At 65.8% G+C, this 22,529-nt stretch carries 14 protein-coding genes; 11 read left to right on the top strand and 3 right to left on the bottom strand.

Annotated features, from left to right (window positions below; all coding sequences use genetic code 11):
• Positions 1-24: 24 nt before the first annotated feature.
• From KOF26_RS10210 to KOF26_RS10180, 7 genes are all read left to right on the top strand, one after another.
• Entirely contained in the window at positions 25-921 is an 897-nt protein-coding gene (locus KOF26_RS10210; protein WP_216324170.1) for a heme/hemin ABC transporter substrate-binding protein, read from the top strand.
• Complete coding sequence (locus KOF26_RS10205; protein ID WP_216324168.1) at positions 918-1,967, top strand: FecCD family ABC transporter permease; 1,050 nt, start codon at positions 918-920, stop codon at positions 1,965-1,967. The genes KOF26_RS10210 and KOF26_RS10205 overlap by 4 nt, the downstream gene beginning before the upstream one ends.
• Positions 1,964-2,743 carry an ATP-binding cassette domain-containing protein gene (locus KOF26_RS10200; RefSeq protein WP_216324166.1) on the top strand — a complete coding sequence of 260 codons (780 nt, stop codon included), beginning with the start codon at positions 1,964-1,966 and terminating at the stop codon, positions 2,741-2,743. Before KOF26_RS10205 ends, KOF26_RS10200 begins: the two co-directional genes overlap by 4 nt.
• 47 nt (positions 2,744-2,790) lie before the next feature.
• Entirely contained in the window at positions 2,791-4,986 is a 2,196-nt protein-coding gene (locus KOF26_RS10195; RefSeq protein ID WP_216324164.1) for a TonB-dependent receptor, read from the top strand.
• 122 nt (positions 4,987-5,108) lie between these two features.
• Entirely contained in the window at positions 5,109-6,179 is a 1,071-nt protein-coding gene (locus KOF26_RS10190) for a YeiH family protein (protein ID WP_216324162.1), read from the top strand.
• Positions 6,180-6,316: 137 nt separating this feature from the next.
• The gene (locus KOF26_RS10185; RefSeq protein WP_216324160.1) at positions 6,317-9,457 is read left to right on the top strand and encodes a WD40/YVTN/BNR-like repeat-containing protein; all 3,141 of its coding nucleotides are present in this window, start codon (positions 6,317-6,319) and stop codon (positions 9,455-9,457) included.
• 72 nt (positions 9,458-9,529) lie between these two features.
• Positions 9,530-10,777: a M20/M25/M40 family metallo-hydrolase gene (locus tag KOF26_RS10180; protein ID WP_253201333.1), complete on the top strand. Its 1,248-nt coding sequence runs from the start codon at positions 9,530-9,532 to the stop codon at positions 10,775-10,777.
• Positions 10,778-10,784: 7 nt separating this feature from the next.
• Here KOF26_RS10180 and KOF26_RS10175 read toward each other — a convergent pair whose 3' ends face one another.
• The 3 genes from KOF26_RS10175 to KOF26_RS10165 form a co-directional block, all read right to left on the bottom strand.
• Positions 10,785-12,083, bottom strand: coding sequence for a dicarboxylate/amino acid:cation symporter (locus KOF26_RS10175; RefSeq protein ID WP_216324154.1), 1,299 nt, complete (start codon positions 12,081-12,083; stop codon positions 10,785-10,787).
• Between the two features lie 62 nt (positions 12,084-12,145).
• Positions 12,146-13,588 carry a sensor histidine kinase gene (locus KOF26_RS10170; protein WP_253201332.1) on the bottom strand — a complete coding sequence of 481 codons (1,443 nt, stop codon included), beginning with the start codon at positions 13,586-13,588 and terminating at the stop codon, positions 12,146-12,148.
• Positions 13,589-13,652: 64 nt separating this feature from the next.
• Positions 13,653-14,318 (bottom strand): response regulator, encoded by a 666-nt coding sequence (locus KOF26_RS10165; RefSeq protein ID WP_216324147.1) that lies wholly within the window; start codon positions 14,316-14,318, stop codon positions 13,653-13,655.
• Positions 14,319-14,823: 505 nt separating this feature from the next.
• Between KOF26_RS10165 and KOF26_RS10160 the strand changes: the two genes are divergently transcribed.
• The 4 genes from KOF26_RS10160 to KOF26_RS10145 form a co-directional block, all read left to right on the top strand.
• Positions 14,824-17,700 carry a TonB-dependent receptor domain-containing protein gene (locus KOF26_RS10160; protein ID WP_216324145.1) on the top strand — a complete coding sequence of 959 codons (2,877 nt, stop codon included), beginning with the start codon at positions 14,824-14,826 and terminating at the stop codon, positions 17,698-17,700.
• Positions 17,701-17,812: 112 nt separating this feature from the next.
• On the top strand, positions 17,813-20,638 hold the full coding sequence (locus KOF26_RS10155; protein ID WP_253201331.1) for a M14 family metallopeptidase: 2,826 nt from the start codon (positions 17,813-17,815) through the stop codon (positions 20,636-20,638).
• Positions 20,639-20,698: 60 nt separating this feature from the next.
• Positions 20,699-21,988, top strand: a complete 1,290-nt coding sequence (locus tag KOF26_RS10150; protein WP_216324142.1) for a dicarboxylate/amino acid:cation symporter — start codon at positions 20,699-20,701, stop codon at positions 21,986-21,988.
• 7 nt (positions 21,989-21,995) lie between these two features.
• Positions 21,996-22,529 (top strand): pyridoxal-phosphate dependent enzyme (locus tag KOF26_RS10145; RefSeq protein ID WP_216324139.1); only part of this gene is annotated, 534 nt, incomplete at its 3' end.

The raw sequence follows: 22,529 nt of genomic DNA, 5'->3' as shown, positions 1-22,529 counted from the left end.
CTTTCGCCTCGGGAGACTCCCATCATGGTCGATAAACGCCTCTTCTCCCGCCGCGAGGCCAGCGGCCTGTTGCTGGCGGCGGGTGCGGCGGCGTTGCCGGGCCGGGCACTGGCGGCGGGGCCGGGCAACCGGGTGGTGTGCGTTTCCAAGCAGATCAACGAGTTCATCTACGACATCGGCGCGCAGGGCCACCTCGTCGCGCGCGATCTCACCTCGATCTCGCCGCCGCAGATCACGCGGCTGCCCAATGTCGGCTACCACCGGGCGCTGAGCGCCGAGGGCATCATCTCGATGCGGCCCAGCGTGCTGCTGACCGATGGCAATGTCGGCCCGGACCCGGTGCTGGCGCAGGTGAAGAGCGTCGGCGTGCCGGTGGAAACGATGGCGCCCGGCAGCTCGATGGCCGATGCGCAGGCGCTGATGCTGAAGCTCGGCACCTATTTCGGGCGAGAAGCGCAGGCGAGGGCAGTGGTGTCCCGCTGGCAGGCGGATATCAAGGCGGCGCTGGCGGCGATGGCCCCCTATGCACGCGGCCCGCGACCGAAGGTGCTGATGATCCATTTCGGCCAGATCGGGAACAGCTATCTCGGATTGTCGCGGGGCGGCGCTGCCGACCAGATCATCGCCTGGGCGGGCGGGGTCAACGCGCTCGACCAGGTCGGTGGCATGGCGCGGCTGACGCCCGAGACCATCGCGCGCGCCGCGCCGGACATCATCATCGCCACCGATGTCGGCTTCGACCGCTATGGCTCGGCAGCGAAGTTCCGCGACCTGCCCGGTGTCGCGCTGACGCCCGCTGCCAGGACGCTCAACATTCACCGCGTGCTGGAAAGCGAGATCATGTACTTCACGCCGCGCACCGCAGCCTCGCTGCGCAAGGTCGCCGCCTGGCTGCATCCGCCGGCACGTCGAGGCGCATGAGGCGGCTGTCCTGGATCCAGGTCAATGTGCTGCTGGCCTGCCTGCTCGCCGGATGCGTGCTGCTCGCGCTCTCCGCGGGCTCTTTTTATTTCGCGCCGGCGCAGATTGCCCGCTTCCTCGCCCACGGCCTCGGCCTCGGCGCGATCGCTCCCGAAGAAACGCTCGACCTTAACGTGTTCACCACGCTGCGGCTGCCGCGCGTGCTGCTCTGCGGGGTGACCGGCGCTACGCTCGGCCTGTCGGGCACGCTGATGCAGGGCCTGTTCCGCAACCCGATCGTCGAGCCCGGGCTGGCCGGCACCTCGGCCGGCGCCGCGCTGGGCGCGTCGAGTGTGTTCGTGCTCGGCAATAGCGCGCTCAGCTTCACCGCCCCACTCGGCACGGCAGCGGTGCCGGTGATGGCATTCGCCGGCGGCATGCTGGCGACGCTCGTCGTCTTCCGCATCGCGACCCTGTTTGGCCACACCGACGTGCTGGCGCTGCTGCTGGCGGGCATCGCCGTCAACGCGATGTGCAATGCGGGCACCGGCTTCCTCTCCTACATCGCCCGCGACCCGCAGGCGCGCAACATCACCTTCTGGAATCTGGGCACCTTCACGACCGCCGACTGGCGCGGCAGCCTGCTCGTCACCGCGATCTTCCTGCCCTGCCTGATCCTCATCCTGCGGCGCGGGAAAGACCTCAACGCGCTGATGCTGGGCGAGGACGACGCCGCCTATCTCGGCTTCGATCCGGAGCGGCTGGTGTGGCGTCTGCTCGTGCTCAACACGCTGATCGTGTCGGTGGCGACGGCGATGGTCGGCGTCATCGCCTTTGTCGGGCTGATCGTGCCACACATGATGCGGCTGTTGCGCTCGTCCGACTACCGCTTCCTGCTGCCCGCCTCGGCGCTGGGCGGCGCGTTGCTGATGGAAGCGATCGACGTCGTCGCCCGCCTCGTCATCCGCCCGGCGGAACTGCCGGTGGGGATCATCACCGCGCTGATCGGCGCGCCCATCTTCCTGTGGATCCTGCTCGCCCATCGGCGGCGGATCGCCAGCGCATGACCATTCGCCTGGAGGCAGTGCGCTGGGCGACCGGCGGCACGACGATCATCGAGACGATGACCCTCGCCTTCGCCGCCAACCGCGTGAACGTCATCCTCGGCCCGAACGGCGCCGGCAAATCGACCCTGATGAAGCTGGCGGCCGGCCGGCTGCGCCCGACAGGCGGGCGGGTGTTGCTGGGCGAGAGCGACATGCTGACGCTGGACGGCCGGGCGCTCGCCCGGACGCGCGCCTTCCTCTCCCAGCATGTCGAGATCGACTTCGCGATCAGCGTCGAGGAGGTGGTGCTGATGGGGCGCTACCCGCATTTTTCGCGTGCGCCGGGGCGGGAGGATCGGCGCATCGTCGCGGCCGCGCTCGAACTGGTCGGCATGGCGGAGCGGCGCCATCGCATTTACCCGACGCTGTCCGGCGGGGAGCAGCAGCGCGTGCAGCTCGCCCGCGTGCTGGCCCAGCTATGGAGCGACGAGGCCGACCCGCCGGCCCGCATCCTGTTTCTTGACGAGCCGATCGCGAGCCTCGACGTCCATCACCAGCTCCACATCCTCGAGACGGTGCGCGCGCTGGCCGCGCAAGGCTGCACCGTCATCGTTACGCTGCACGACCTCAACCTGGCTCTGGCCTATGGCGACCGCCTGATCTTCCTGCGCGACGGCAGGCTCCAGGCGATCGAGGAGCCGGGCGGAGTCACGCCTGCGCTTGTCCAGCGCATCTTCGACGTTCGCGCGACCGCCCTCGGCGACGCCGACGGGCGCGTGCTGCGCTTCCACCTTTAAGCCAACGACCGATCAAGCGACCAATATAAGGGGAAACGACAATGAGAATGAGAACGCGTCTGGTTAGCACTGCCGCGGCCGGCCTGCTCGCCGTCGCTGTCGGCGCCACGCCGGTGATCGCCGAGGCCCCCGGCGAGGCGAGCATCACCGTCACCGCGCCTTCGACGACGCCGTTCGATCAGGCGCCGTCGCTCGACAAGGCCGGCGCCACCCTGTTCGACAATCCGCGCAGCATCCAGGTGATGCCGCGCGAACTGCTCGACCAGCAGGGCGCGACCCAGCTGCGCGACACGCTTCGCAACGTCAGCGGCCTCGTGCAGGGCGGGCAATTCTCGTTCGGCTTCTACGACCGGTTCGTGTCGCGCGGGCTCAACGTCACCTTCCTCAATGATGGGCTGCCCGATACCACGTCCGATCTCGGCGGTTATGTCCACGCCCTGACCGGCGTCGAGCGCGTCGAGGTGCTGAAGGGACCCGGCTCGGCACTGTTCGGCACGACCGCCCCCGGCGGCACGATCAACCTCGTCCATTACCGCCCCGACGACACGCTCTCGGCCGGTGGCAGCATCCAATATGGTTCGTTCGACACGATCACCGCCAGCGCTTCGCTCAACGCCCCGCTCAGCGACGGGCTCGCAGCGCGGGTCGATGGCCAGTTCCAGCATTCGGACGGCCTGCGCGGTGCCCGCAACAAGACCGGCGAGGTCTATGGCTCGCTCGGCTTCCACCCCGAGGGCCACGATATCCTGGCGCGGCTGGAATATCACCGCATCGAGGTGCGGCCGGACTCGATCGGCCTCCCGTTCACGCCGCCGACCGGCACCGGGCTTCCCGCCGACGTCGATCGCGACAACCGTTACTACACGCCGTTCGCCTATGCCGATCAGACCATCAAGCGCGCCTTCCTGAGCGATGCGTGGTCGCTTAGCGATGCGCTGACACTCAACCTGCGCGGCGCCTATACCGATCGCGACGTCGATCTCGCGCGCAATGCCGGCGGGCGGCTGACGGCGTCGGCTGGCACATTCTCGTTGACGGGGCGTCAGCTGCGCCAGCAGGCCGACCGCGTCCATGACCTCGTGCTACAGGCCGAGCCGACATGGAAATTCACCGCAGGGTCGATGCCGGTGACGCTGCTGGCCGGGTTCGAATATCGCAACATCAGCGCGCGCACGCGGCGGGCGACGGCCGACCTGCCCAGCATCGCCGACATCTATAACCCGGTGACGCCGGAGACGAGCCTGTCGGGGCTCACCTTCCTGTGCAACAGCAGCCATAGCTGCAACGACGCTGACGTCGACGGCCGCTTCTATGGGCTTTATGGCACTGCCCAGATCGACGTTACCGAGCGCCTCAAGCTGCGCCTGTCGGGCCGCGAGGACTGGTTCAAGACCTCCGCCGAGGGCCGCTCGGTGATCCCGACCAACCCCGGTTCGGAGCATCCGTGCAGCCCGCCCCAGGCGACGACCTGCCCGTTCGTGCCCGGCCAGCCGGTGATCCGCAAGGACGACCGGTTCGAATGGGATGTCGGCGCGGTCTATCAGCTCGCCGACGCCTTTGCGCTGTTCGGCGGCTATTCCAGCAACTCCTATCCGATCTTCAACACCGAAGAGCCGCAGAGCATCGGCCAGGTGCCGGAAAAGGGCACCCAGATCGAGGCCGGCCTGCGCGTGCGGCAGGGCAATTGGCTGTCGCTGTCGTCGTCGCTGTTCCGAACGACGCGGCGGAACGTCTACACCATCCTGCTTGATCCCACGACCGGTCTCGATGTGTCGCAGGTCTTCTCCTACCGGGTGAAGGGCTGGGAGACGGACCTGACGCTGCGGCCGGTGCCGGCGTGGAATATCATCGCCAATTTCACGCTGCAGGATCCCGTGCTCATGGATTATCCGCAGAACCCCGGCCAGATCGGCAATCGCGTGCCGAGCGTGCCGAAGCGGATCGGCAATATCTGGACGAGCTACGATCTCGCCCTGCCGGACGAGACCGGGACGCTCCAGCTGGCCGCCGGCCTGCGCTATCGCAGCGCTTATTTCGGCGACACCGGCGAAACCCGCGTCCTGCCCGGCGCCACGATGGTCGATCTGTCGGCGGCGTGGCTGCGCGGGCCGTGGACGCTCCGCGCGGGTGTCTCCAATATCGGCGACAAGCGCAATTACAGCTACGCCGCGGGCGTCGGCAGCGGCGCCATTCCGGGGCTGGGACGGACATTCTTCGTAAGCCTCGGCGTCAAGGCGTTCTGACAGCGGGGGAGGGTCCGCAACGGACCCTCCCTCCGATCATGACGGGTGATCGAAACGACAAGAACGGCGCGTTGGATCAACGGCCCCGCGGTTCGTAAGCACCACGGCGAAAGGAACGCGCCGTGGCAAGCTTCGCCCGTCACCGGAGAGCATCGCCGGCCCGCGGCCTCCAGTGCGGCACGTCTCTGGTCCCGGGCGTGGGCCTGTGCCTCGCGATCGCCGCCGCGGCGGTCGCCGTCGAAGCGGTCGAGCGAGTCCTGACCGGCAAGGCGTGGCTGGAGGGTCTCGTCCTCGCCATCCTGATCGGCGTGGCCGTCCGCAGCCTGTGGACGCCGGGCAGGCGATGGCAGCCGGGCATCGCCTTCAGCGGCAAATATCTGCTGGAGGTGGCCGTGGTGCTGCTCGGGGCGTCGGTCAGCACGGCGACGATCCTGGCGGTGCGCCCGGCACTGCTGCTCGGCATCGTCGGCGTGGTCGGCGCGGCAATTCCTCTGGCCTTCGGCATCGGTCGCATGTTCGGCTTGCCGACCCGGCTGGCCTTGCTGGTGGCATGCGGGAACGCGATCTGCGGCAATTCGGCGATCGCCGCCGTCGCCCCGGTGATCGGCGCCGACGGCGACGATGTCGCGGCTTCGATCGCCTTCACGGCGGTACTCGGCATCATCGTCGTGCTGCTGCTGCCATTGCTTGGCGCGGCGTTCGGCATGAACGCCATCGCAGCCGGGACGCTGGCCGGGCTTACCGTCTACGCCGTGCCGCAGGTGATCGCGGCAGTCTCCCCGCTCGGGGTGGTGGCGGTGCAGATAGGCACGCTGGTGAAGCTGGTCCGCGTGCTGATGCTCGGGCCGATATGCCTTATCCTGTCGTTGATCGCGCCGCATCTCGCCCCGGCCGGCGACGCCAGGGGCGAGGGCAGGCGGGCCGATCTCGCCCACCTTCTTCCATGGTTCATCATCGGCTTTCTGGCGCTCCTCGGCTGCCGCTCGCTGGGCCTCGTGCCGCAAGCCGCGATCGGACCCATCCGCGAGGCGGCGACGGTGCTGACGATCGTCTCCATGGCCGCTCTCGGAATTGGCGTCGATCTCGGCGCGCTGGCGCGATCGGGTGCGCGGGTGACGATGACGGTGGTCCTGTCGCTGATCGTCCTCGGGCTGCTCAGTCTGGCGTTGATTCGCCTGCTGGGGATGGCGTGATCGCTCGCCCGCGAGTGACAGCTTCATGACAGCTAGGCGACCTATGACCGAACCCCATGGTTCGCGGGCACGGCGCGGCCGCGTCCGCCGGCAACCCGCGTCGCACCGGGGTGGCTTCTTTTCGCAAGGGGATGGACATGAAGTTTGGCCGTTGGCTTGTCGCGCTCGGCGCCGGCACCATGCTCGCCGCCCCGATCCATGCCGCCTACGACAAGAGCCAATGGTCCGGCCTCCATTATCGCCAGGTCGGCCCGTGGCGCGGCGGGCGCGTCACCACCGTCACCGGCGTGCCGACGCAGCCCTTCACCTTCTACATGGGAACGGTGGGCGGCGGCGTGTGGAAGACGACGGACGCCGGCCATAATTGGGTGAATACCACGGACGGGCAGATTTCGGTCGGCTCGATGGGCGCCGTGGCCGTCGCGGACAGCAATCCGGACGTCATCTATGCCGGCACGGGCTCGTCCAAGATCCGCAGCAATGTGTCGATCGGGCGCGGCCTCTACAAATCCGTCGACGGTGCCAGGAGCTGGACCTTCATGGGCCTGCGCGACGTGGGCCAGATCGCCACGATACGCATCAATCCGACCAACCCGGACGAAGTGTTCGTCGCCTCGATCGGCAATCCGTTCAAGAACAACAAGGAGCGCGGCGTTTATCGCACCCGCGACGGCGGCCGGACGTGGCAGCAGGTGCTGTTCCTCACCGACGAACTGGGCGCGGCCGATATCGAGTTTCAGCCGGGCAACCCGCAAGTGCTTTACGCGGCGATGTGGCATGGGCTGCGCCGGCCCTGGTCGATCATCTCGGGCAGCAAGGATGGCGGCCTCTACAAGTCGACCGACGGCGGCGATCACTGGGCGAAACTTGGCGGCGGCCTGCCCACCGGGCTCTTCGGGCGCGCCAATATCGGCGTGAGCGCCGCTTCGCCGAACCGCGTCTACGCGCTGATCGAGGCCAAGCCCGGCCAGGGCCTCTATCGCTCCGAGGACGCCGGCGCGACGTGGACGCTCGTCAACGGCGAGACGCGGCTCACCACGCGCCCCTTCTACTACACCACGCTCGGGATCGATCCGAACAATGCCGATCTGGTGTTCGTCGGCGACGAGGGCTGGTTCAAGTCGACCGATGGCGGCAAGAGCTTCAAGAGCCAGCGCACCCCCCATGGCGACAATCACGACATCTGGATCAACCCGCGCAATTCCAGCTATCTGATCCAGTCCAACGACGGCGGCGCCAACGTGTCGCTGGACGGCGGTACGACGTGGAGCACGCAGGCCAACCAGCCGACCGCCGAAATCTATCAGGTCGCCGTCGACAACCAGTTTCCGTATCGCCTCTATGGCGCGCAGCAGGACAATACGACGGTCATCATCCCCTCTCTCCCGCTCGGCGACGGACAGGAGTTCAAGGTCGGGCCCGGCTGCGAGACCGGGCCGATCATCCCGAAGCTCGGCGATCCGAATGTCGTCTGGGGCGGCTGCAAGGGCCAGTTCAGCCGCATGGACATGCGCGCCAATGGCAATGAGGAGCGCTACTGGATCGGCGCCGAATCGCTCTACGGCAACGACCCCAAGGTGCTGCGCTATCGCTTTCAGCGCGTGGCACCGATGGAGATTTCGCCCACCAAGCCCAATACCGTCTATTACGGATCGCAATATGTGCACCGGTCGCGCGACGGTGGCGTTTCCTGGGAAAAGATCAGCCCGGACCTGACCGCCAATCCGCCCGACAAGCAATATGGTTCGGGCGAGCCGATCACCCGCGACGCCACCGGCGAGGAGGTCTATTCAGTCGTCTACGCCATCCGCGAGAGCGCGGTGAAGCCGGGAGTGATCTGGGCCGGCTCCAACGACGGCCTCGTCTGGGTGACACAGGATGACGGCAAGAGCTGGCAGAATGTCACGCCCAAGGATCTGCCGCCGGGCGGCCGCGTGCAGAATATCGAAGCGGGGGTCCGCGCGCCGGGCACCGCCTATGTCGCCATCTATCGCTATCTGCTCGGCGATTTCGCACCCTATCTCTATCGCACCGACGATTACGGCAAGAGCTGGACGAGGATCACCAAGGGCATCGCCGCGGATGAGCCGACCCGCGTGATCCGCGAGGATCCGGAGCGGCCGGGGCTGCTCTATGCCGGCACCGAGTTCGGCATGTATCTGTCCTTCGACAATGGTGCGAACTGGCAGACCTTCCAGCTCAACCTGCCGGCGGTGCCGGTGACGGACATCCGCCTCGCCCATGGCGACCTCGTCTTCTCGACGCAGGGACGGGGATTTTATGTCCTCGACAATCTCGGCGTGCTGCGCCAGCTCCCCGGCGAGGCGGATGCGGTCAGGGCGAGCCGGCTCTACACGCCGGCCACCGCGATCCGCATCAATGCCGGCGCGGACAAGGGACCCAATCCGGGTACCGGCCCGGAATATATCCTGCCCGGCGCGCAGATCGATTATTATGTCGCACCAGGCCAGAGCGGGCCGCTGACGCTCACCATTTTCGACAAGTCCGGCGCGGTCGTACGCCGCTTCACGGGCGATGGCCCGGCCGAGCGCGGTGAGGCCGGGGAGGGCGGCGGCGAGGACGGCCTTGGCACCTATCGTCCCACCTATCCGACCAAGCTAGACACGGCCCCCGGCATGCATCGCTTCATCTGGGACCTGCGCTATTCGGGCGAACCGCAAGTGTCCGCGCCCGCGGCCGCGACGGCTGGCGGCGGGCGTTCGCGCTTTCCGGCGGGGCCGGTGGCGGCACCGGGCGGCTATACTGTCGAGCTGTCGGTCGGCGGCACCGCCATGCGCCAGCCGCTGACCATCGTCGAGGATCCGCGCGTGCTGGCAAGCGGCGTCACCGATGCCGACCTCGTCGCCCAGTTCGAGCATAATGTGCGCGTGCTCAAGCTGGTGAACGACACGAATCTCGATGTCTCGCGCCTCAATCAGGCGCTTGCCGCGCTGAAGCAGCATCCGAACCCGGCGCGCGAGAAGGCGCTCAGGTCGATCGCGGACCGGCTGCTGACCCCGCCGATCCGCTACAGCCAGCCGGGGCTGCAGACCCATGTCACCTATCTTTATAGCCTCACCAACGTGACCGACCAGAAGGTCAGCCACGACGCGATCGAGCGTTATCAGGAGCTTCGCCCGAAGATCGACGCGATCACCGCCGAGCTCAACCGCATTCTGGGCCCGGTGCAGACGGCCGAGCTCCGCGAATTTCTGAAAGGCGACTATGTTGTCCGCGCCGATGACGACGACGAAGAGGAAGAGAACGAAAACAACTGATCAGTTGCCGGCCTCCACCATGCAGCGGAGATGACAATGCGCCGTCACGTTCCGAGCGTCCTCATCCTTTTGATGGCGGGCACGTCCGTCCAGGCACAGGCGCCCGCAGCCCGGGCCGTCGCCGAGATCCGGCGCATCGAGGCGACGCCCGCCTTCCGCAAGGCAGTCGCCGCGCTCGATGCCGGGCACCCGCAATGGGTGGAGGACATCATCAGGCTCACCGAAATCCCCTCGCCGCCGTTCAAGGAAGCGGCACGAGCCAGAACCTATCTGGAGATGTTTCGCGCGCGCGGGCTCGCCGATACGGAAACCGACGAGGAAGGAAACGTCCTCGGCCTGCGCCGGGGCACGGGCGGCGGCGGGTTGATCGTCGTCTCCGCCCATATGGACACGGTGTTTCCGGAAGGCACGCCGGTCAAGGTCAGGCGTGAGGGCGACAAGCTGTTCGCGCCGGGCGTCGGGGACGACACGACGGGCCTCGCGACACTGCTCAAGCTGATCGACGCGATGAACGCCGGCGGCATCCAGACCCGCGACGACATCCTGTTCATGGGCACGGTCGGCGAGGAAGGCGCAGGCGATCTACGCGGCGTGCGCTACCTGTTCACCAAGGGCAAGTACAAGGGCCGGATCAAGGCCTTCTACTCGCTGGACGGCGGCGGGCTGGATTCGATCACTACCGGCGGCGCCGGCTCGAAGCGCTATCGCGTCACCTTCAAGGGGCCGGGCGGCCACAGCTACGGCGCCTTCGGGCTCGTCAACCCGATGGTGGCGATGTCGCAGGCAGTGGTGGACTTCTACAAGATCCCGGTGCCGCAGGGCATCAAGACCACTTATAGCGCCAGCGTGGTCGGCGGGGGCACCTCGGTCAACGCCATTCCGCGCGAGGTGTGGATGGAATTCGACATGCGTTCCGAAAGCGCGGCCGAGCTGGCGAAGGTCGAAAAGCGCTTTCTCGAGATTCTGCCCCAGGCGGCGGCCGGCGAGAATGCGGCGCGCTCCACCAAGGAGGGGCCGATCACGGTCGACATCAAGCTGATCGGGGATCGCCCCGCCGGGCAGACGGACAGGTCGTCCGATATCGTCCAGTTCGCATCCGCCGCTTATGCGGCCGAAGGGATTCCGCTGCGCTTCAGCTCCAGCTCGACGGATTCCAACATCGCGATCAGCCTCGGTATCCCCGCCATCACCATCGGCCGGGTCGCGAACAGCGGACGGGGCCATTCGCTCGACGAATGGATCGGCACCGAGAAGGAGCCGAATGTCCGCCTGCAAAAGATGGATCTCGCCATGATCCTGGCCATGGCCGGCATGAAATAGGCCCAGGTCAGGGGTTTTCCGGCGCGTCTTCGCGCGCGCCGGTGTAGCGTGTGATGGCGACGGCGATGGTGAGGTCGCCGACGACATTGAGGCTTGTGCGGCACATGTCGAGCAGCCGGTCGACGCCGATCACCAGCCCGATGCCTTCCGGCGGCACGCCGATCATGCCGAGCGTGGCTGAAACCACCGGCAAGGCGCCCGCCGGCACGCCGACGGTGCCGATGCCGCTCAGCACGCAGATCGCGAAGACGGTGAGCTGGCCGGTGAGGCCGAGCTGGATGCCGAAGAATTGGGCGAGGAACAGGATGGTCACGGCCTCGTAGATGGCGGTGCCGTTCTGGTTGGCGACCGCGCCGATACCGAGCACGAACCGCGTCACCTGCGAGGGCAGGCCGAGATTCTCATCGGCCACCTTGAGCGCCGTCGGCAGGGTGGCGTTGGACGACGAGGTGCTGAAGCCGATGAAGGCGGCCTCCTGCACGGCCTTGAAGAAAATCAGCGGCCTTATGCCGCCGACGATCCACACGAACGACGAGAACACGACGCCGACATGCAAGGCGAAAGCAACGAGCATGACGCCGACATAGGCGCTCAGATGGGCGAGCAGCGGCCAGCCGAACATCACCGTCAGGTCGAACATGAAGCAGGCGACGGCGACCGGGGCCAGCCGGATGACGATGCCGATCAGCCGCACGCCGACATCGAACAGCCCCTCGATCACCAGCAGCAGCTGCTTGCTCCCCTCTGTCCGGACCAGCATCAGCCCGACGCCGAACAACAGCGCGAAAAAGACGACGCCCAGGAGATTGCCCTGTGACGCGGCCGAGATGATGTTGGCCGGGACGAGCTGGACGACGGTGCCGAGCATCGTCGGCGTGTTGCCGGCAAGGATGCCGCCGGTCTTGTCGGCCGAGTTGAGCAGGATGTCGGCCGTCGCCGGATCAATGCCCTCGCCCGGCTGGAACAGGTTGACGGTTGCCAGCCCGATCAACGTCGCCAGCGTCGAGGCCACGAACATGAAGCTCAGCATCCAGCCGCCAAGCCGGCGAAACGCCTTGAGGTCGCGCAGCCCCGCAATGCCCGTCACCAGCGCGGAGAAAAGCAGTGGCAGGACGAGGACGAACAACAGCCGCAGGAACAGATTTTCGATCGGGCGGGTGACGTTGGCGGTGAAATCGCTCACCCAGTCGGCGCGGCCGGTGGTGATATTCACCAGCAGACCCCCGCCAAGCCCAGCCGCCAGCCCGATCAGAACCGAGAAATGCGGCGACAGACTTGACCAGCGACCTGTTCTGGAGACTGACACGGCGCCCTACCGGGGGACCGGGGTGGTGATCGTCATAGTGCCTCGCATCGTTTCAAACGCGGTCAGGCTGCTTCCTGGAATTCGACCCGTGCGCACAGGCCGCAGCCGTTCGCCCCATTGTTCAGCGACACGCTGGCCCCCATGCGCTCGGCCAATGATCGGACGATAGAGAGGCCGAGGCCGCTGCCGACCTGATCGTTCTCGGCGGCGCCGCGATAGAAGCGTTCCCACACCCTGTCCCGATGCTCCTCGGGGATGCCGGGGCCGTCATCCTCGATCTCGATCCGGCCGCGCCCGCCGCCGCGCCCGAGGCGAATGACCACCGAGCCCCCCGGCCGGTTGTAGCGGACGGCGTTGTCGAGAAGATTGGTGATCAACTCGGCGGCGAGCAGTGGATGGCCCTTGACGGCGATCGCCCCTTCCTCGTCCTGCTCATAGATGAGATCGATATCGAAGGTGGAGAGGTGGCCCAGCCGTTCGTCCAGCACATTCGTCGCCGTCGCCACCAGGTCGAACGACATCGCCGGATCGATCGCCTGCTCACTGGTCCGGGCCAGCGAGATGAGCTGTTGGAGCAGCCGCTCGAGAGACTGGACGGCATGCGAAATGTCTTGGAGTGCCGTCCTGCCTTGCGGCGAGTCCGGGCCGAAGCGGTCGAGCAGCCCGAGATGCATGCGCGCGATGGCCAGCGGCGTGCGCATCTGGTGGGAGGCATTGGTGGTGAACTGGCGCAGGGATTCGGTGGCATTTTCCATCCGCGCCATCAGTGCGTTGAAGGCGACGATGAAGGACATGGCCTCCCGCGGCGTTTCCGGTGATTGCGCCAGCCGAAAATGGGCTGGAGGATCCAGGCGCGCCTTTTCGACCTGCTCGGTGAGCGCGGAGAACGGCTTGAGGCCCCACGTAATCGCTTCGTAGAACAGCAGGACGGCGATCATCAGGATCAATATGCCGCCGCCGATCACCTGCAGGCACTGGCTGAAGATATAGGCGCGGCGATCGTCGTCATAGTCGGCAACCTGCACGATGGTGGGCGTGCGGTCCCCCTTCAGCAGCCTGATCTCGGTGGCGATGCGCGCCGACTTGCCGGCGAGCTTGCCGTCCCAGAGATAAGCCGCCTGGAGAACGGTGTCGGCATCCTTGGGGTCGACATAACCGCGATAGAGGCGGGTCTTGCGATAGGTGTCGGGGAAGGTCGCCGGCGGATGGCGGTCGATCACCCGGCCGGACGGATCATAATCCGGAGGCGGCGTGAGCGCGGCCGATCCCGCCACCAGCGCCCCACCGTGGTGGACGCTGTAGAAGGTGATCGGCTGCGAGCGCTGCTGCAGCTGGACGGCCAGCGGAACGAGGCGGGAGCGCATGTCCGGCTCGGCATCGAGCGCGACGCTCAGCGTCCGCACCGATCCGATCAGCATGCGGTCAGATGACATGCTGGCCGTCTTGAAGATCACCCAGCAGGCAATGCCGCCGAAGATCACCACGAGGGCGGCGAGAGGAAGCATGACGGCGCCGGTAAGACGTGCCCGGAGCGATCGTAACATCCTCCTCACCTGCTCTCCATCACGGTCACTTGACCTCGATCATGTAGCCCAGGCCCCGCACGGTGCGGATCACGGGACCATCGGGAATGAGTTTGCGGCGGAGCCGCGCCACATAGACCTCGAGGGCGTTGGGCGCGACTGCGTCGTTGAAATTGAACACCTCCGCGGCCAGCCGTTCCTTGGTCACGATCTTGCCCGGACGGCCCATCAGCGTCTCGAGGACGGCAAGCTCGCGCCGTCGCAGCTCCAGCGTGATCTCGTTGAGGCATACCGTGCGGCTCGACCTGTCGAGGGTAAGCGAGCCGACCTTCAGCACCGGATCCGGCGTTCCCTGGCCGCGCCGCGCAAGTGCCCGCACCCGCGATTCCAGTTCTCGCAGGTGAAACGGCTTGGCGAGATAGTCATCGGCGCCCTTGTCGAGGCCATCGACACGATCAGCCAGCGAATCCCGGGCGGTGGAGATCAGGATAGGCGTGCTCACGCTTCGCCTCCTGAGCTGCTGGAGGACTTCGAGACCGTCCAGATCAGGCAGGCCGAGGTCGAGTATGATCGCGGCATAAGGCACGCTTTCGGCGATATGCAATGCCTCCTCTCCGGATGACAGAATATCCACGGAAAACCCCGCGGCATTCAACAAGGCCTCCATCCCATGCGCGAGACGGGGGTCGTCTTCTACGATCATGACCCGCAACTATCCCTCCCTCTAGATGTTGCGGCACCCTTTCCTTACTAACTTTTATATCAGGAGCCTCAAAAGCAAATGGGTGCCTGCCACCGCCCCATTGCAAATAGGGTTTCAGCTAAGCAGCAGAGGTGTGTGCATAAAGTCAGTGCATAACGCTTTTGGAGTCAAATGATTCTTTTGAGATTATGACAGGACGAGCAATTTTCCTGGCCGCCTATTTGTTTTTGCGCCGGATAAGCTCCGCAAATCCCGGATAGTGACAGCTTCGTGACAGGAAGCGGCCATATGCTGGCCTGGCTACACGGTTCGGTGGACGGGGAACGGCAAAGCCGCCCGATCAAGCCCCGACGAAGATGGCCGTTAGAGTCGATGGAGGAGAGGGGGCCAGGCGGCGCCTGCCGTGCATCCTTTTAAAAAAAGGGGGAACTCGATGTCAATCATTCAACCTCGTCGATCCGATCATCCATGCGCCCGCCTGTCCCTCCTCGGCACCAGCGGTATCGCGCTTGCCATGGCGATGCAGCTTGGCGCGGTTGCGCCGGCTCATGCGCAGGAAGCGCCGCCGCCGGGCCAGCCCTCGGCCGCGGCCCAGGCCGTCTCGGAAGAAATCACCGTCACCGGATCGCGCATCGTGCGCAACGGCTATGACATGCCGACGCCGGTGACGGTGATCAGCACCAAGGACCTGCAGGCCTCGGCGCCGGCCAATATCGCCGACTATGTCAACCAGCTCCCGGCCGTTTCCGGCAGCGGCACGCCGGCTACCAACATTCGCGGCCTGACGAGCGGGGCCGCCGGCCTCAACACCGTCAACCTGCGCAACCTCGGCAGCAATCGCACGCTGGTGCTCATCGACGGGCACCGCACCGTCGCCTCCACGCTCGCCGGCGCCGTCGACACGAATCTTGTCCCGCAGGGCCTGATCAAGAGCGTCGAAATCGTCACTGGCGGCGCATCGGCGGTTTATGGTTCGGACGCCGTCGCCGGCGTCATCAACTATATTCTCGACCGCGATTATACCGGCATCAAGGGCGATCTGAGCTATGGCCAGACCACCTATGGCGACGATAATACTTATCGTGCGACCCTGACGGCGGGCTTCAAATTCGCAGGAGGGCGCGGTCATATCCTGCTCAACGGCACCATCGTTCAGCGCAACGGCATTTATGGTGTGCCGCGCGATTGGGCGAGAAACGGCTATTACATGACCCAGAACCCGGCCTACGCGCCGGGTAACGGCCAGCCGCAATATATGCCCTCTGCCCATGCCGGCCTGAACAGCGTGACCGCGGGCGGGATCGTCGTCAACGGCCCGGCGCGCGGCACCTATTTCGGCCAGGGCGGCGTGATCAACCATTACAACTATGGCGAGAACTATACCGCCAACAGCGAATGGACGATCGGCGGCGACTGGCAAGTCAATCAGCACATCAACGGCACCTCGCTCCAGCCGGCGGAGCGCATGCGCGGCGCCTATGGGCGGCTGAGCTACGACATAACGGACGGCATCAACGTCTATGCCGAGGCGTCCTACAACCGAAGCCTCGGCCTGAGCTGGGGCGGGTACCAGACCGACCGCGGCAATATCGCGATCAAGGGCGACAATGCCTTCATCCCGGCGGCGTTGCTCGCCCAATATCCGGGCATAGCGACCGCGGGCCTTACGCTTGGCTCCTACAATCTCGATTATCCCACCCGGTCGAGCGCCAATCTGCGCCAGGTGCAGCGCTATGTCGTCGGCGCCGAGGGCAGTTTCGACCTGCTGAGCACCGATTGGCATTGGGACACCTATTATCAGCACGGCGTCTCCAAGAACCACGTGTCGCTGATCTCGCCGAACCGCGTGACGCTGGGCTATGCGCGCGATGCGGTGTGGAACGCGGACCACACCCAGATCGTCTGTCGCGTGACGCGCGACGGCAGCGCCGATCCGCTGGCCAAGGGGTGCGTGCCGTGGAACAGCTTCGGCGTCGGCGTGAATTCGCCGGCGGCGGTGGACTATGCGATGGGCAATCCCTGGACGAACCAGAGGCTCCAGCAGGATGTCGAGGCGCTCAACTTCAGCACCAACATCGCCAATCCGTGGCTGAAGCCGATCGGACTTGCCTTCGGTGTCGAGCATCGCCGGGAGGCGACCTCGGGATATACTCCGGACTTCGCGAAGACGGGTTGGTACAGCGGCAATTTCTCGGACACGTTCGGGCATTACAACGTCACCGAAGGCTATGTGGAAACGGACGTCTCGCTGCCGTTCAACATCGATTTCAACGGCGCCGTGCGCCTGACCAGTTACAGCCAGTCCGGCCGCGTCGTGACGTGGAAGACCGGCTTCACCTGGAATCCGATCAGCGACCTGCGCCTGCGCGTCGTGCGGTCCCGCGACATCCGGGCGCCAAGCCTTTCGGAAATGTTCGTGACCGGCGGCGGCAACACCAATGCGCTCGCCAATCCGTGGGCGGGCGGCGCCAGCGCGCGCTTCCGCGGCGTGCCGCAGGGCAATCTCAACCTCAAGCCGGAAAAGGCCGACACATGGGATTTCGGCCTGGTTTACCGGCCGTCCTTCCTGCCGGGCCTCGGCCTGTCGATTGATTATTACGACATCAAAGTCAATGGCGAGATTGCGTCGCTGAGCGCGCAGAACATCGTCGACCGTTGCTACGAGGGCAACGAAGATCTTTGTAAGCAGATCGCGCTTTCGATGCCGTCCAACCTCGCGGCGCCCGCTTACAGCTATGGCAATAACTGGAATCGCACGACCGGCCCGGTGCCGGGATTCGCGGATTTCTGGGTTTATACCATCCCCTACAATTATGTTTCGGAGCGCGCGCGCGGCATCGACTTCGAAGTCAGTTATCTCACGCCGCTCGACCGCATTGCGGAAAGCCTGCCTGGCACGCTTTCCCTGCGGGGGCTCGCCACCCGGGCGATCGAGGACACGACGAACAACGGCACACAGGCCCCGACCGATATCGTCGGCCAGAATTCGGGTTCGCTGACGAAGTGGAAATATCGCGTCACTGCGAACTACACTCTCGACGAGTGGACGATGCAGCTTACCGGCCGCGGCTTCAGTGCCGGTGTCTACGACAATACATATGTCCAGTGCACCTCGGGTTGCCCGGCATCGACGGCGCTCCATCGCACGATCTCGGACAATCATTTGCCGGGCGCATTCTACGTGGACGCCTATCTCGCACGAAGGCTGAAGCTTGGCGGTGTCGAGGGCGAGGTATATTTCCAGGCGACCAATCTGTTCAACCGTGATCCGGCCCCCTTCGCCTTTGGCCCGTCCGATACGTCCAGCCCGGAGCCTTCCGCCAATCGCGGGCTGTACGATTATCTCGGCCGTGCCTTCAGGATCGGCCTCCGCTTCAGCCTCGGCGGCTGATCCCGCGTGCCGGCTCCCCAGGCGGAGCCGGACCTCATCCGGGTGCCTCGCCAGGGGGCGGGGCACCCACAGGATAACGGCCGCGATGGTGGCCATCCGAGAAGGACATGACATGCGTGGAATGCTGCTGACCACCACCATGCTGGCCGCGCTGGCGATCACGCCCGTGCAGGCACAGCTCGCGCCGGCGACCAGCGCGCGCATCACCGATCCCAAGGATATGGTGGGCGGAGTGCCGGGCTCGGACTATTTCCTGGCGAATTACTCGAATATCGGAAAGTGGCTCCAGAAGATCGCGACCGAAAGCGATCGGATGAAACTGGTCTCGATCGGCAAGACCGCCGAGGGCCGCGAGCAATATATGGCGATCATCTCGTCGCCTGAAAATATCCGCAATCTCGAACATTATCGGGATATTTCGCGCAAGCTGGCGCTGGCCAAGGGATTGAACGACGATCAGGCCCATGCCCTGGCCCGCGAGGGCAAGGCGGTGGTCTGGATCGATGCCGGCCTGCACGCAACTGAGGTGGTCAACGCGCAGACGCATATCCAGATCATCCATGAGATGCTGACCAAGAACGATCCCGAGACGCTGCGCCTGCTGAACGACGACATCATGCTGTTCGTCTTCGCCAACCCCGACGGGCTGGAGCTGGTCGCCGACTGGTACATGCGTCCCAGCGACCCGAAGAAACGGAGCACGGAAAGCATTCCGGTGCTTTACCAGAAGTATATCGGCCACGACGACAACCGCGACAGCTTCGCCTCCACTCAGCCCGAGACGACGAACATGAACCGGGCGGGCTATCGCGAGTGGTTCCCGCAAATTCTCTACAACGAACATCAGACCGGCCCGGTCGGAACAGTCGTGTTCATCCCGCCTTTCCGCGATCCTTATAACTTCAACAATGAGCCGCTCGTCATCAATCAGACGGACGTGGTCGGCGGAATGATGCATGCCCGGCTCGTGTCGCAGGGCAAGGGCGGGTCGGTGATGCGTTCCGGCGCGCCTTATTCGACCTGGTTCAATGGCGGCATCCGCACCATCGGCTATTTCCACAACCAGATCGGCATTCTGACCGAGATCATCGGCAATCCCACGCCGATGGAAATCCCGCTCGTGCCAAGCAACCAGCTCGCCCGCGAAGACGAGGTGATGCCGATCGCACCGCAGCCCTGGCACTTCCAGCAGTCGATCGACTATGTGAAGGAAATGGATCGCGCGGTGCTGGACTATGCGTCGCGCTACCGCGAAATCGTGCTCTACAACCGCTACGTGATGGGCCGGAACCAGATCCAGAAGGGCAGCGAGGACAGCTGGGTCATCACGCCGAAGCGGGTCGACGCCGTCAAGGCCGAGGCCGCCAAGATCGACCAGAAGCGGGAGGGCAGTCCGCTCGACGGACTGACTGGCTACAATACCCGCGACATCGTGCCGTCCAGCCTCTACAAATCCGTCCTGCAGGACCCGGCGCAACGCGCCCCGCGGGCTTATATCATTCCCGCCGACAGCCAGCCGGACATGCCGACGACGGTGAAGTTCCTGAACGCCCTCATCAAGGCCGGCATCGAGGTGGAACGCGCGCCGGCGTCGTTCAGCGCGGGCGGCAAGACCTATCCCGCCGGCAGCTTCGTCGTGCGGACCGACCAGGCGTTCCGCCCGCACGTCCTCGACATGTTCGAGCCGCAGGATCATCCGCAGGACTTCGCCTATCCCGGCGGGCCGCCGATCAAGCCCTATGACGTGACCGGCTACACGCTCGCGTTGCAGATGAACGTGGCTTTCGATCGCATGCTCGATGCAGCCCCGCAGCATTTCCAGATGATCGACGACGTTATGGAGGCGCCGCCCCCAGGGCGAGTGACGGGCGCCGGCTCCGCCGGTTATCTCGTCAGCCACGCCACCGACAACAGCTTCATTCTCACCAACCGGCTTCTGAAGGCGAAGCTTCCGGTCTACTGGCTGAAGACGCCGGTCACGACGGGCGGGCAGACGCTGGCGCCCGGCGCGCTCTGGATCCCTGCGTCAGCCAGGGCGAAGGCGATCGTCGCCGAGAGCGTCGGGCCGCTCGGCATCGACGCCCATGCCGTCGGCGCGAAACCAGCCGGCGAGCTGATGGCGGTCAAGCCGGCGCGCATCGGCCTCGTCGACATCTATGGCGGCTCGATGGCGTCGGGCTGGACCCGGTGGATCTTCGAGAATTTCGAATTTCCCTACACCCTCGTCTTTCCACAGGAACTCGACCGGGGCGGGCTGGACAAGAAATATGACGTGCTGATCTTCCAGAGCGACCTGATCGGCCGCGCCCGCCGGCAACCCAGGGCCGAGGATCTTCCCGAGCAGTATCGGGCCAGGCTCGGCAACATCACCAAGCAGACGACCTATCCGCAGATCGCCGCCTTCGCCAAGGCGGGTGGCACGGTGATCGCTGTCGGCAATGCTACAGAGATGGGTGCCGATCTCGGCGTGCCGGTGACGAACATCCTCAATCCCACCGGCCCCGACGGCAAGCCGGCGCCGGTTTCCTCGACCAAATTCTACGTGCCCGGCTCGATCCTCACCACCCGCGTCAACCCCGCCGACCCGCTGGCCTATGGCATGCCCGAGACGGTCAATGTGTTTTACAACAACAACCCGGTGTTTGCCGGCGCGGGCGACAGCAATCCTGCGGCGCGCACGGTGGGCGCTTTCTACAATGACGATCCGCTCGTCTCCGGCTGGGCGTGGGGGCAGAAGATGCTGAATGGCCATGCCGCGATCGTCGATGCGACACTCGGCCGTGGCCATGTCTTCCTGCTCGGCCCGGAAGTCACGCAGCGCGGCCAGCCCTACGCAACCTTCAAGTTCCTGTTCAACGGGATCTTCTACGGCCCCAGCATGAAAGGACAGGTCACGGCCTCGTCGAACAGCGCCGCCTCCACCCGGCGCGCCGACTGAAGGTCGGGGAGGGGGCGGTTTCCCCAGCGCCGCTCCCTCCTGCCCCCTTGCGCTATGCCCATGAAACGATCGCTGACCCCCTTCATCCTCGCCGGGCTCGTCCTGGGCCTCGCTGCCGGCTTTGCCGCCCATGCCGCGCTCGCGCCGGACGGGCGGGCGGCCCTGGCGGCCGGCCTGTCGACGGTCACGGGTCTGTTCCTGCGGCTCATCAAGATGATCATCGCGCCGCTTGTGCTCGCGACCCTCATCGGCGGCATCGCCAAGATGGATAACGCCGCCAGCCTCGGCCGGATCGGGTTGCGCACGATGGGCTGGTTCATCGGCGCCAGCCTCGTCTCGCTGTCGCTCGGCCTGGTACTCGTCACGGTACTCCAGCCGGGACGAGGGGCGAATCTGGTCGTGGCGGTGGCGGCGGGGCCTTCGCCGGTCGAAGCTTTTTCGATGAACGGCTTTCTCGATCATCTCGTGCCGACGTCCATCGTGGCGGCGATGGCGCAGAACGAGGTCTTGCAGATCGTGCTGTTCTCGGTGCTTGCCGGGGTCGGGCTGCTCTCGATGGGTTCGGCGGCGCTGCCCCTGCTTGACGCCGTCGATGCCCTCGCGACCCTGATGCTGCGGTTGACCGGTTATGTGATGTGGCTGTCGCCGCTGGCGGTGTTTGCTGCCGTCGCCGCGGCGATCGCGGTGGAGGGGCCGGGGATCGTGCTGGTCTACGGCCGGTTTCTCGGCGGCTTCTATCTCGGCATTGCGCTGTTGTGGCTGCTGCTGTTCGCGGCGGGCGCCGCAATGGCGGGTCGCCGCATCCTGGGGCTGCCCGCCGTGCTCCGCGCGCCGCTGATGCTGGCCTTCTCGACTGCCTCCTCGGAAGCGGCGCTGGCGCCGACGCTCGCCGCCCTGGAGCGGTTCGGCGTGCGGCCGCGGGTGGCCGGGTTCGTGCTGCCGCTGGGCTATTCCTTCAACCTCGACGGCACGATGATGTACTGCACCTTCGCGGCGATCTTCATCGCGCAGGCCTATGACGTGCCGCTCAGTCTCTGGCAGCAGCTGTCGATGCTGCTGACGCTGATGGTCACCTCCAAGGGGATTGCCGGCGTGCCGCGTGCCGCCATCGTCGTGCTGGCCGCGACGCTGCCGCGCTTCGGCATTCCCGAGGCGGGATTGCTCGCGCTGCTCGGGATCGACCATTTCGTCGACATGGGCCGCACCGCGACAAACGTCGTCGGCAATTCGATCGCCGCCGTGGTGGTCGACCGTGCCGAGCGCCGCGCCGAGCAGGCGAGCGCGGAAACGCCGCCGTTGGAAGCGGCGGCCATCCCCTGGAACAGCTTATCCACGCCCAGCCAGATGTGAGAACGACATGACCAGCCTGTCCCGTTTCCCCCGCCGCCGCTACACGCTGGCGCCGACCGCGATCGAACGCATGGATCGCCTTTCTGCCCATCTCGGCGGGCCGACGCTGTGGATCAAGCGCGACGACCAGACCGGGCTGACCGGTGGCGGCAACAAGACGCGCAAGCTCGAATATCTCGTCGCCGATGCGCTGGCGCAGGGCGCCGACACGCTGATCACGGTCGGCGCCGTCCAGTCCAACCATTGCCGCCTCACCGCTGCCGCGGCGGTGCGCGAGGGGCTGAAATGCCGGCTGGTGCTGGAGGAGCGCGTGCCCGGCTCGTTCAGTCCGGACGGCACCGGCAATAATTTCCTGTTCGACCTGCTCGGCGTCGAGCAAGTGACGGTTGTCTCGTCAGGCAGCGACCTTGCCGGGGCGATGGCGACGGTCGCTTCCGATCTCGCCGCCGAAGGCCGGCGCGGCTATGTCATCCCCGGCGGCGGCTCCAACGCGCTCGGCGCATTGGGCTATGTCACCTGTGCCGAGGAACTGCTCTGGCAG

The sequence above is a fragment of the Sphingomonas quercus genome (assembly GCF_018863195.1).
GTDB classification, from domain to species: domain Bacteria; phylum Pseudomonadota; class Alphaproteobacteria; order Sphingomonadales; family Sphingomonadaceae; genus Solisphingomonas; species Solisphingomonas quercus.
This window is presented reverse-complemented; position numbering and strand designations above follow the sequence as displayed.

Coding starts and splice junctions, on each gene's coding strand:
- KOF26_RS10155 (WP_253201331.1), top strand. CDS start 17,813: ATGCGTGGAATGCTGCTGACCACCACCATGCTGGCCGCGCTGGCGATC.
- KOF26_RS10180 (WP_253201333.1), top strand. CDS start 9,530: ATGGCGGGCACGTCCGTCCAGGCACAGGCGCCCGCAGCCCGGGCCGTC.
- KOF26_RS10200 (WP_216324166.1), top strand. CDS start 1,964: ATGACCATTCGCCTGGAGGCAGTGCGCTGGGCGACCGGCGGCACGACG.
- KOF26_RS10210 (WP_216324170.1), top strand. CDS start 25: ATGGTCGATAAACGCCTCTTCTCCCGCCGCGAGGCCAGCGGCCTGTTG.
- KOF26_RS10205 (WP_216324168.1), top strand. CDS start 918: ATGAGGCGGCTGTCCTGGATCCAGGTCAATGTGCTGCTGGCCTGCCTG.
- KOF26_RS10170 (WP_253201332.1), bottom strand. CDS start 13,588: ATGCTTCCTCTCGCCGCCCTCGTGGTGATCTTCGGCGGCATTGCCTGC.
- KOF26_RS10150 (WP_216324142.1), top strand. CDS start 20,699: ATGAAACGATCGCTGACCCCCTTCATCCTCGCCGGGCTCGTCCTGGGC.
- KOF26_RS10195 (WP_216324164.1), top strand. CDS start 2,791: ATGAGAACGCGTCTGGTTAGCACTGCCGCGGCCGGCCTGCTCGCCGTC.
- KOF26_RS10160 (WP_216324145.1), top strand. CDS start 14,824: ATGGCGATGCAGCTTGGCGCGGTTGCGCCGGCTCATGCGCAGGAAGCG.
- KOF26_RS10185 (WP_216324160.1), top strand. CDS start 6,317: ATGAAGTTTGGCCGTTGGCTTGTCGCGCTCGGCGCCGGCACCATGCTC.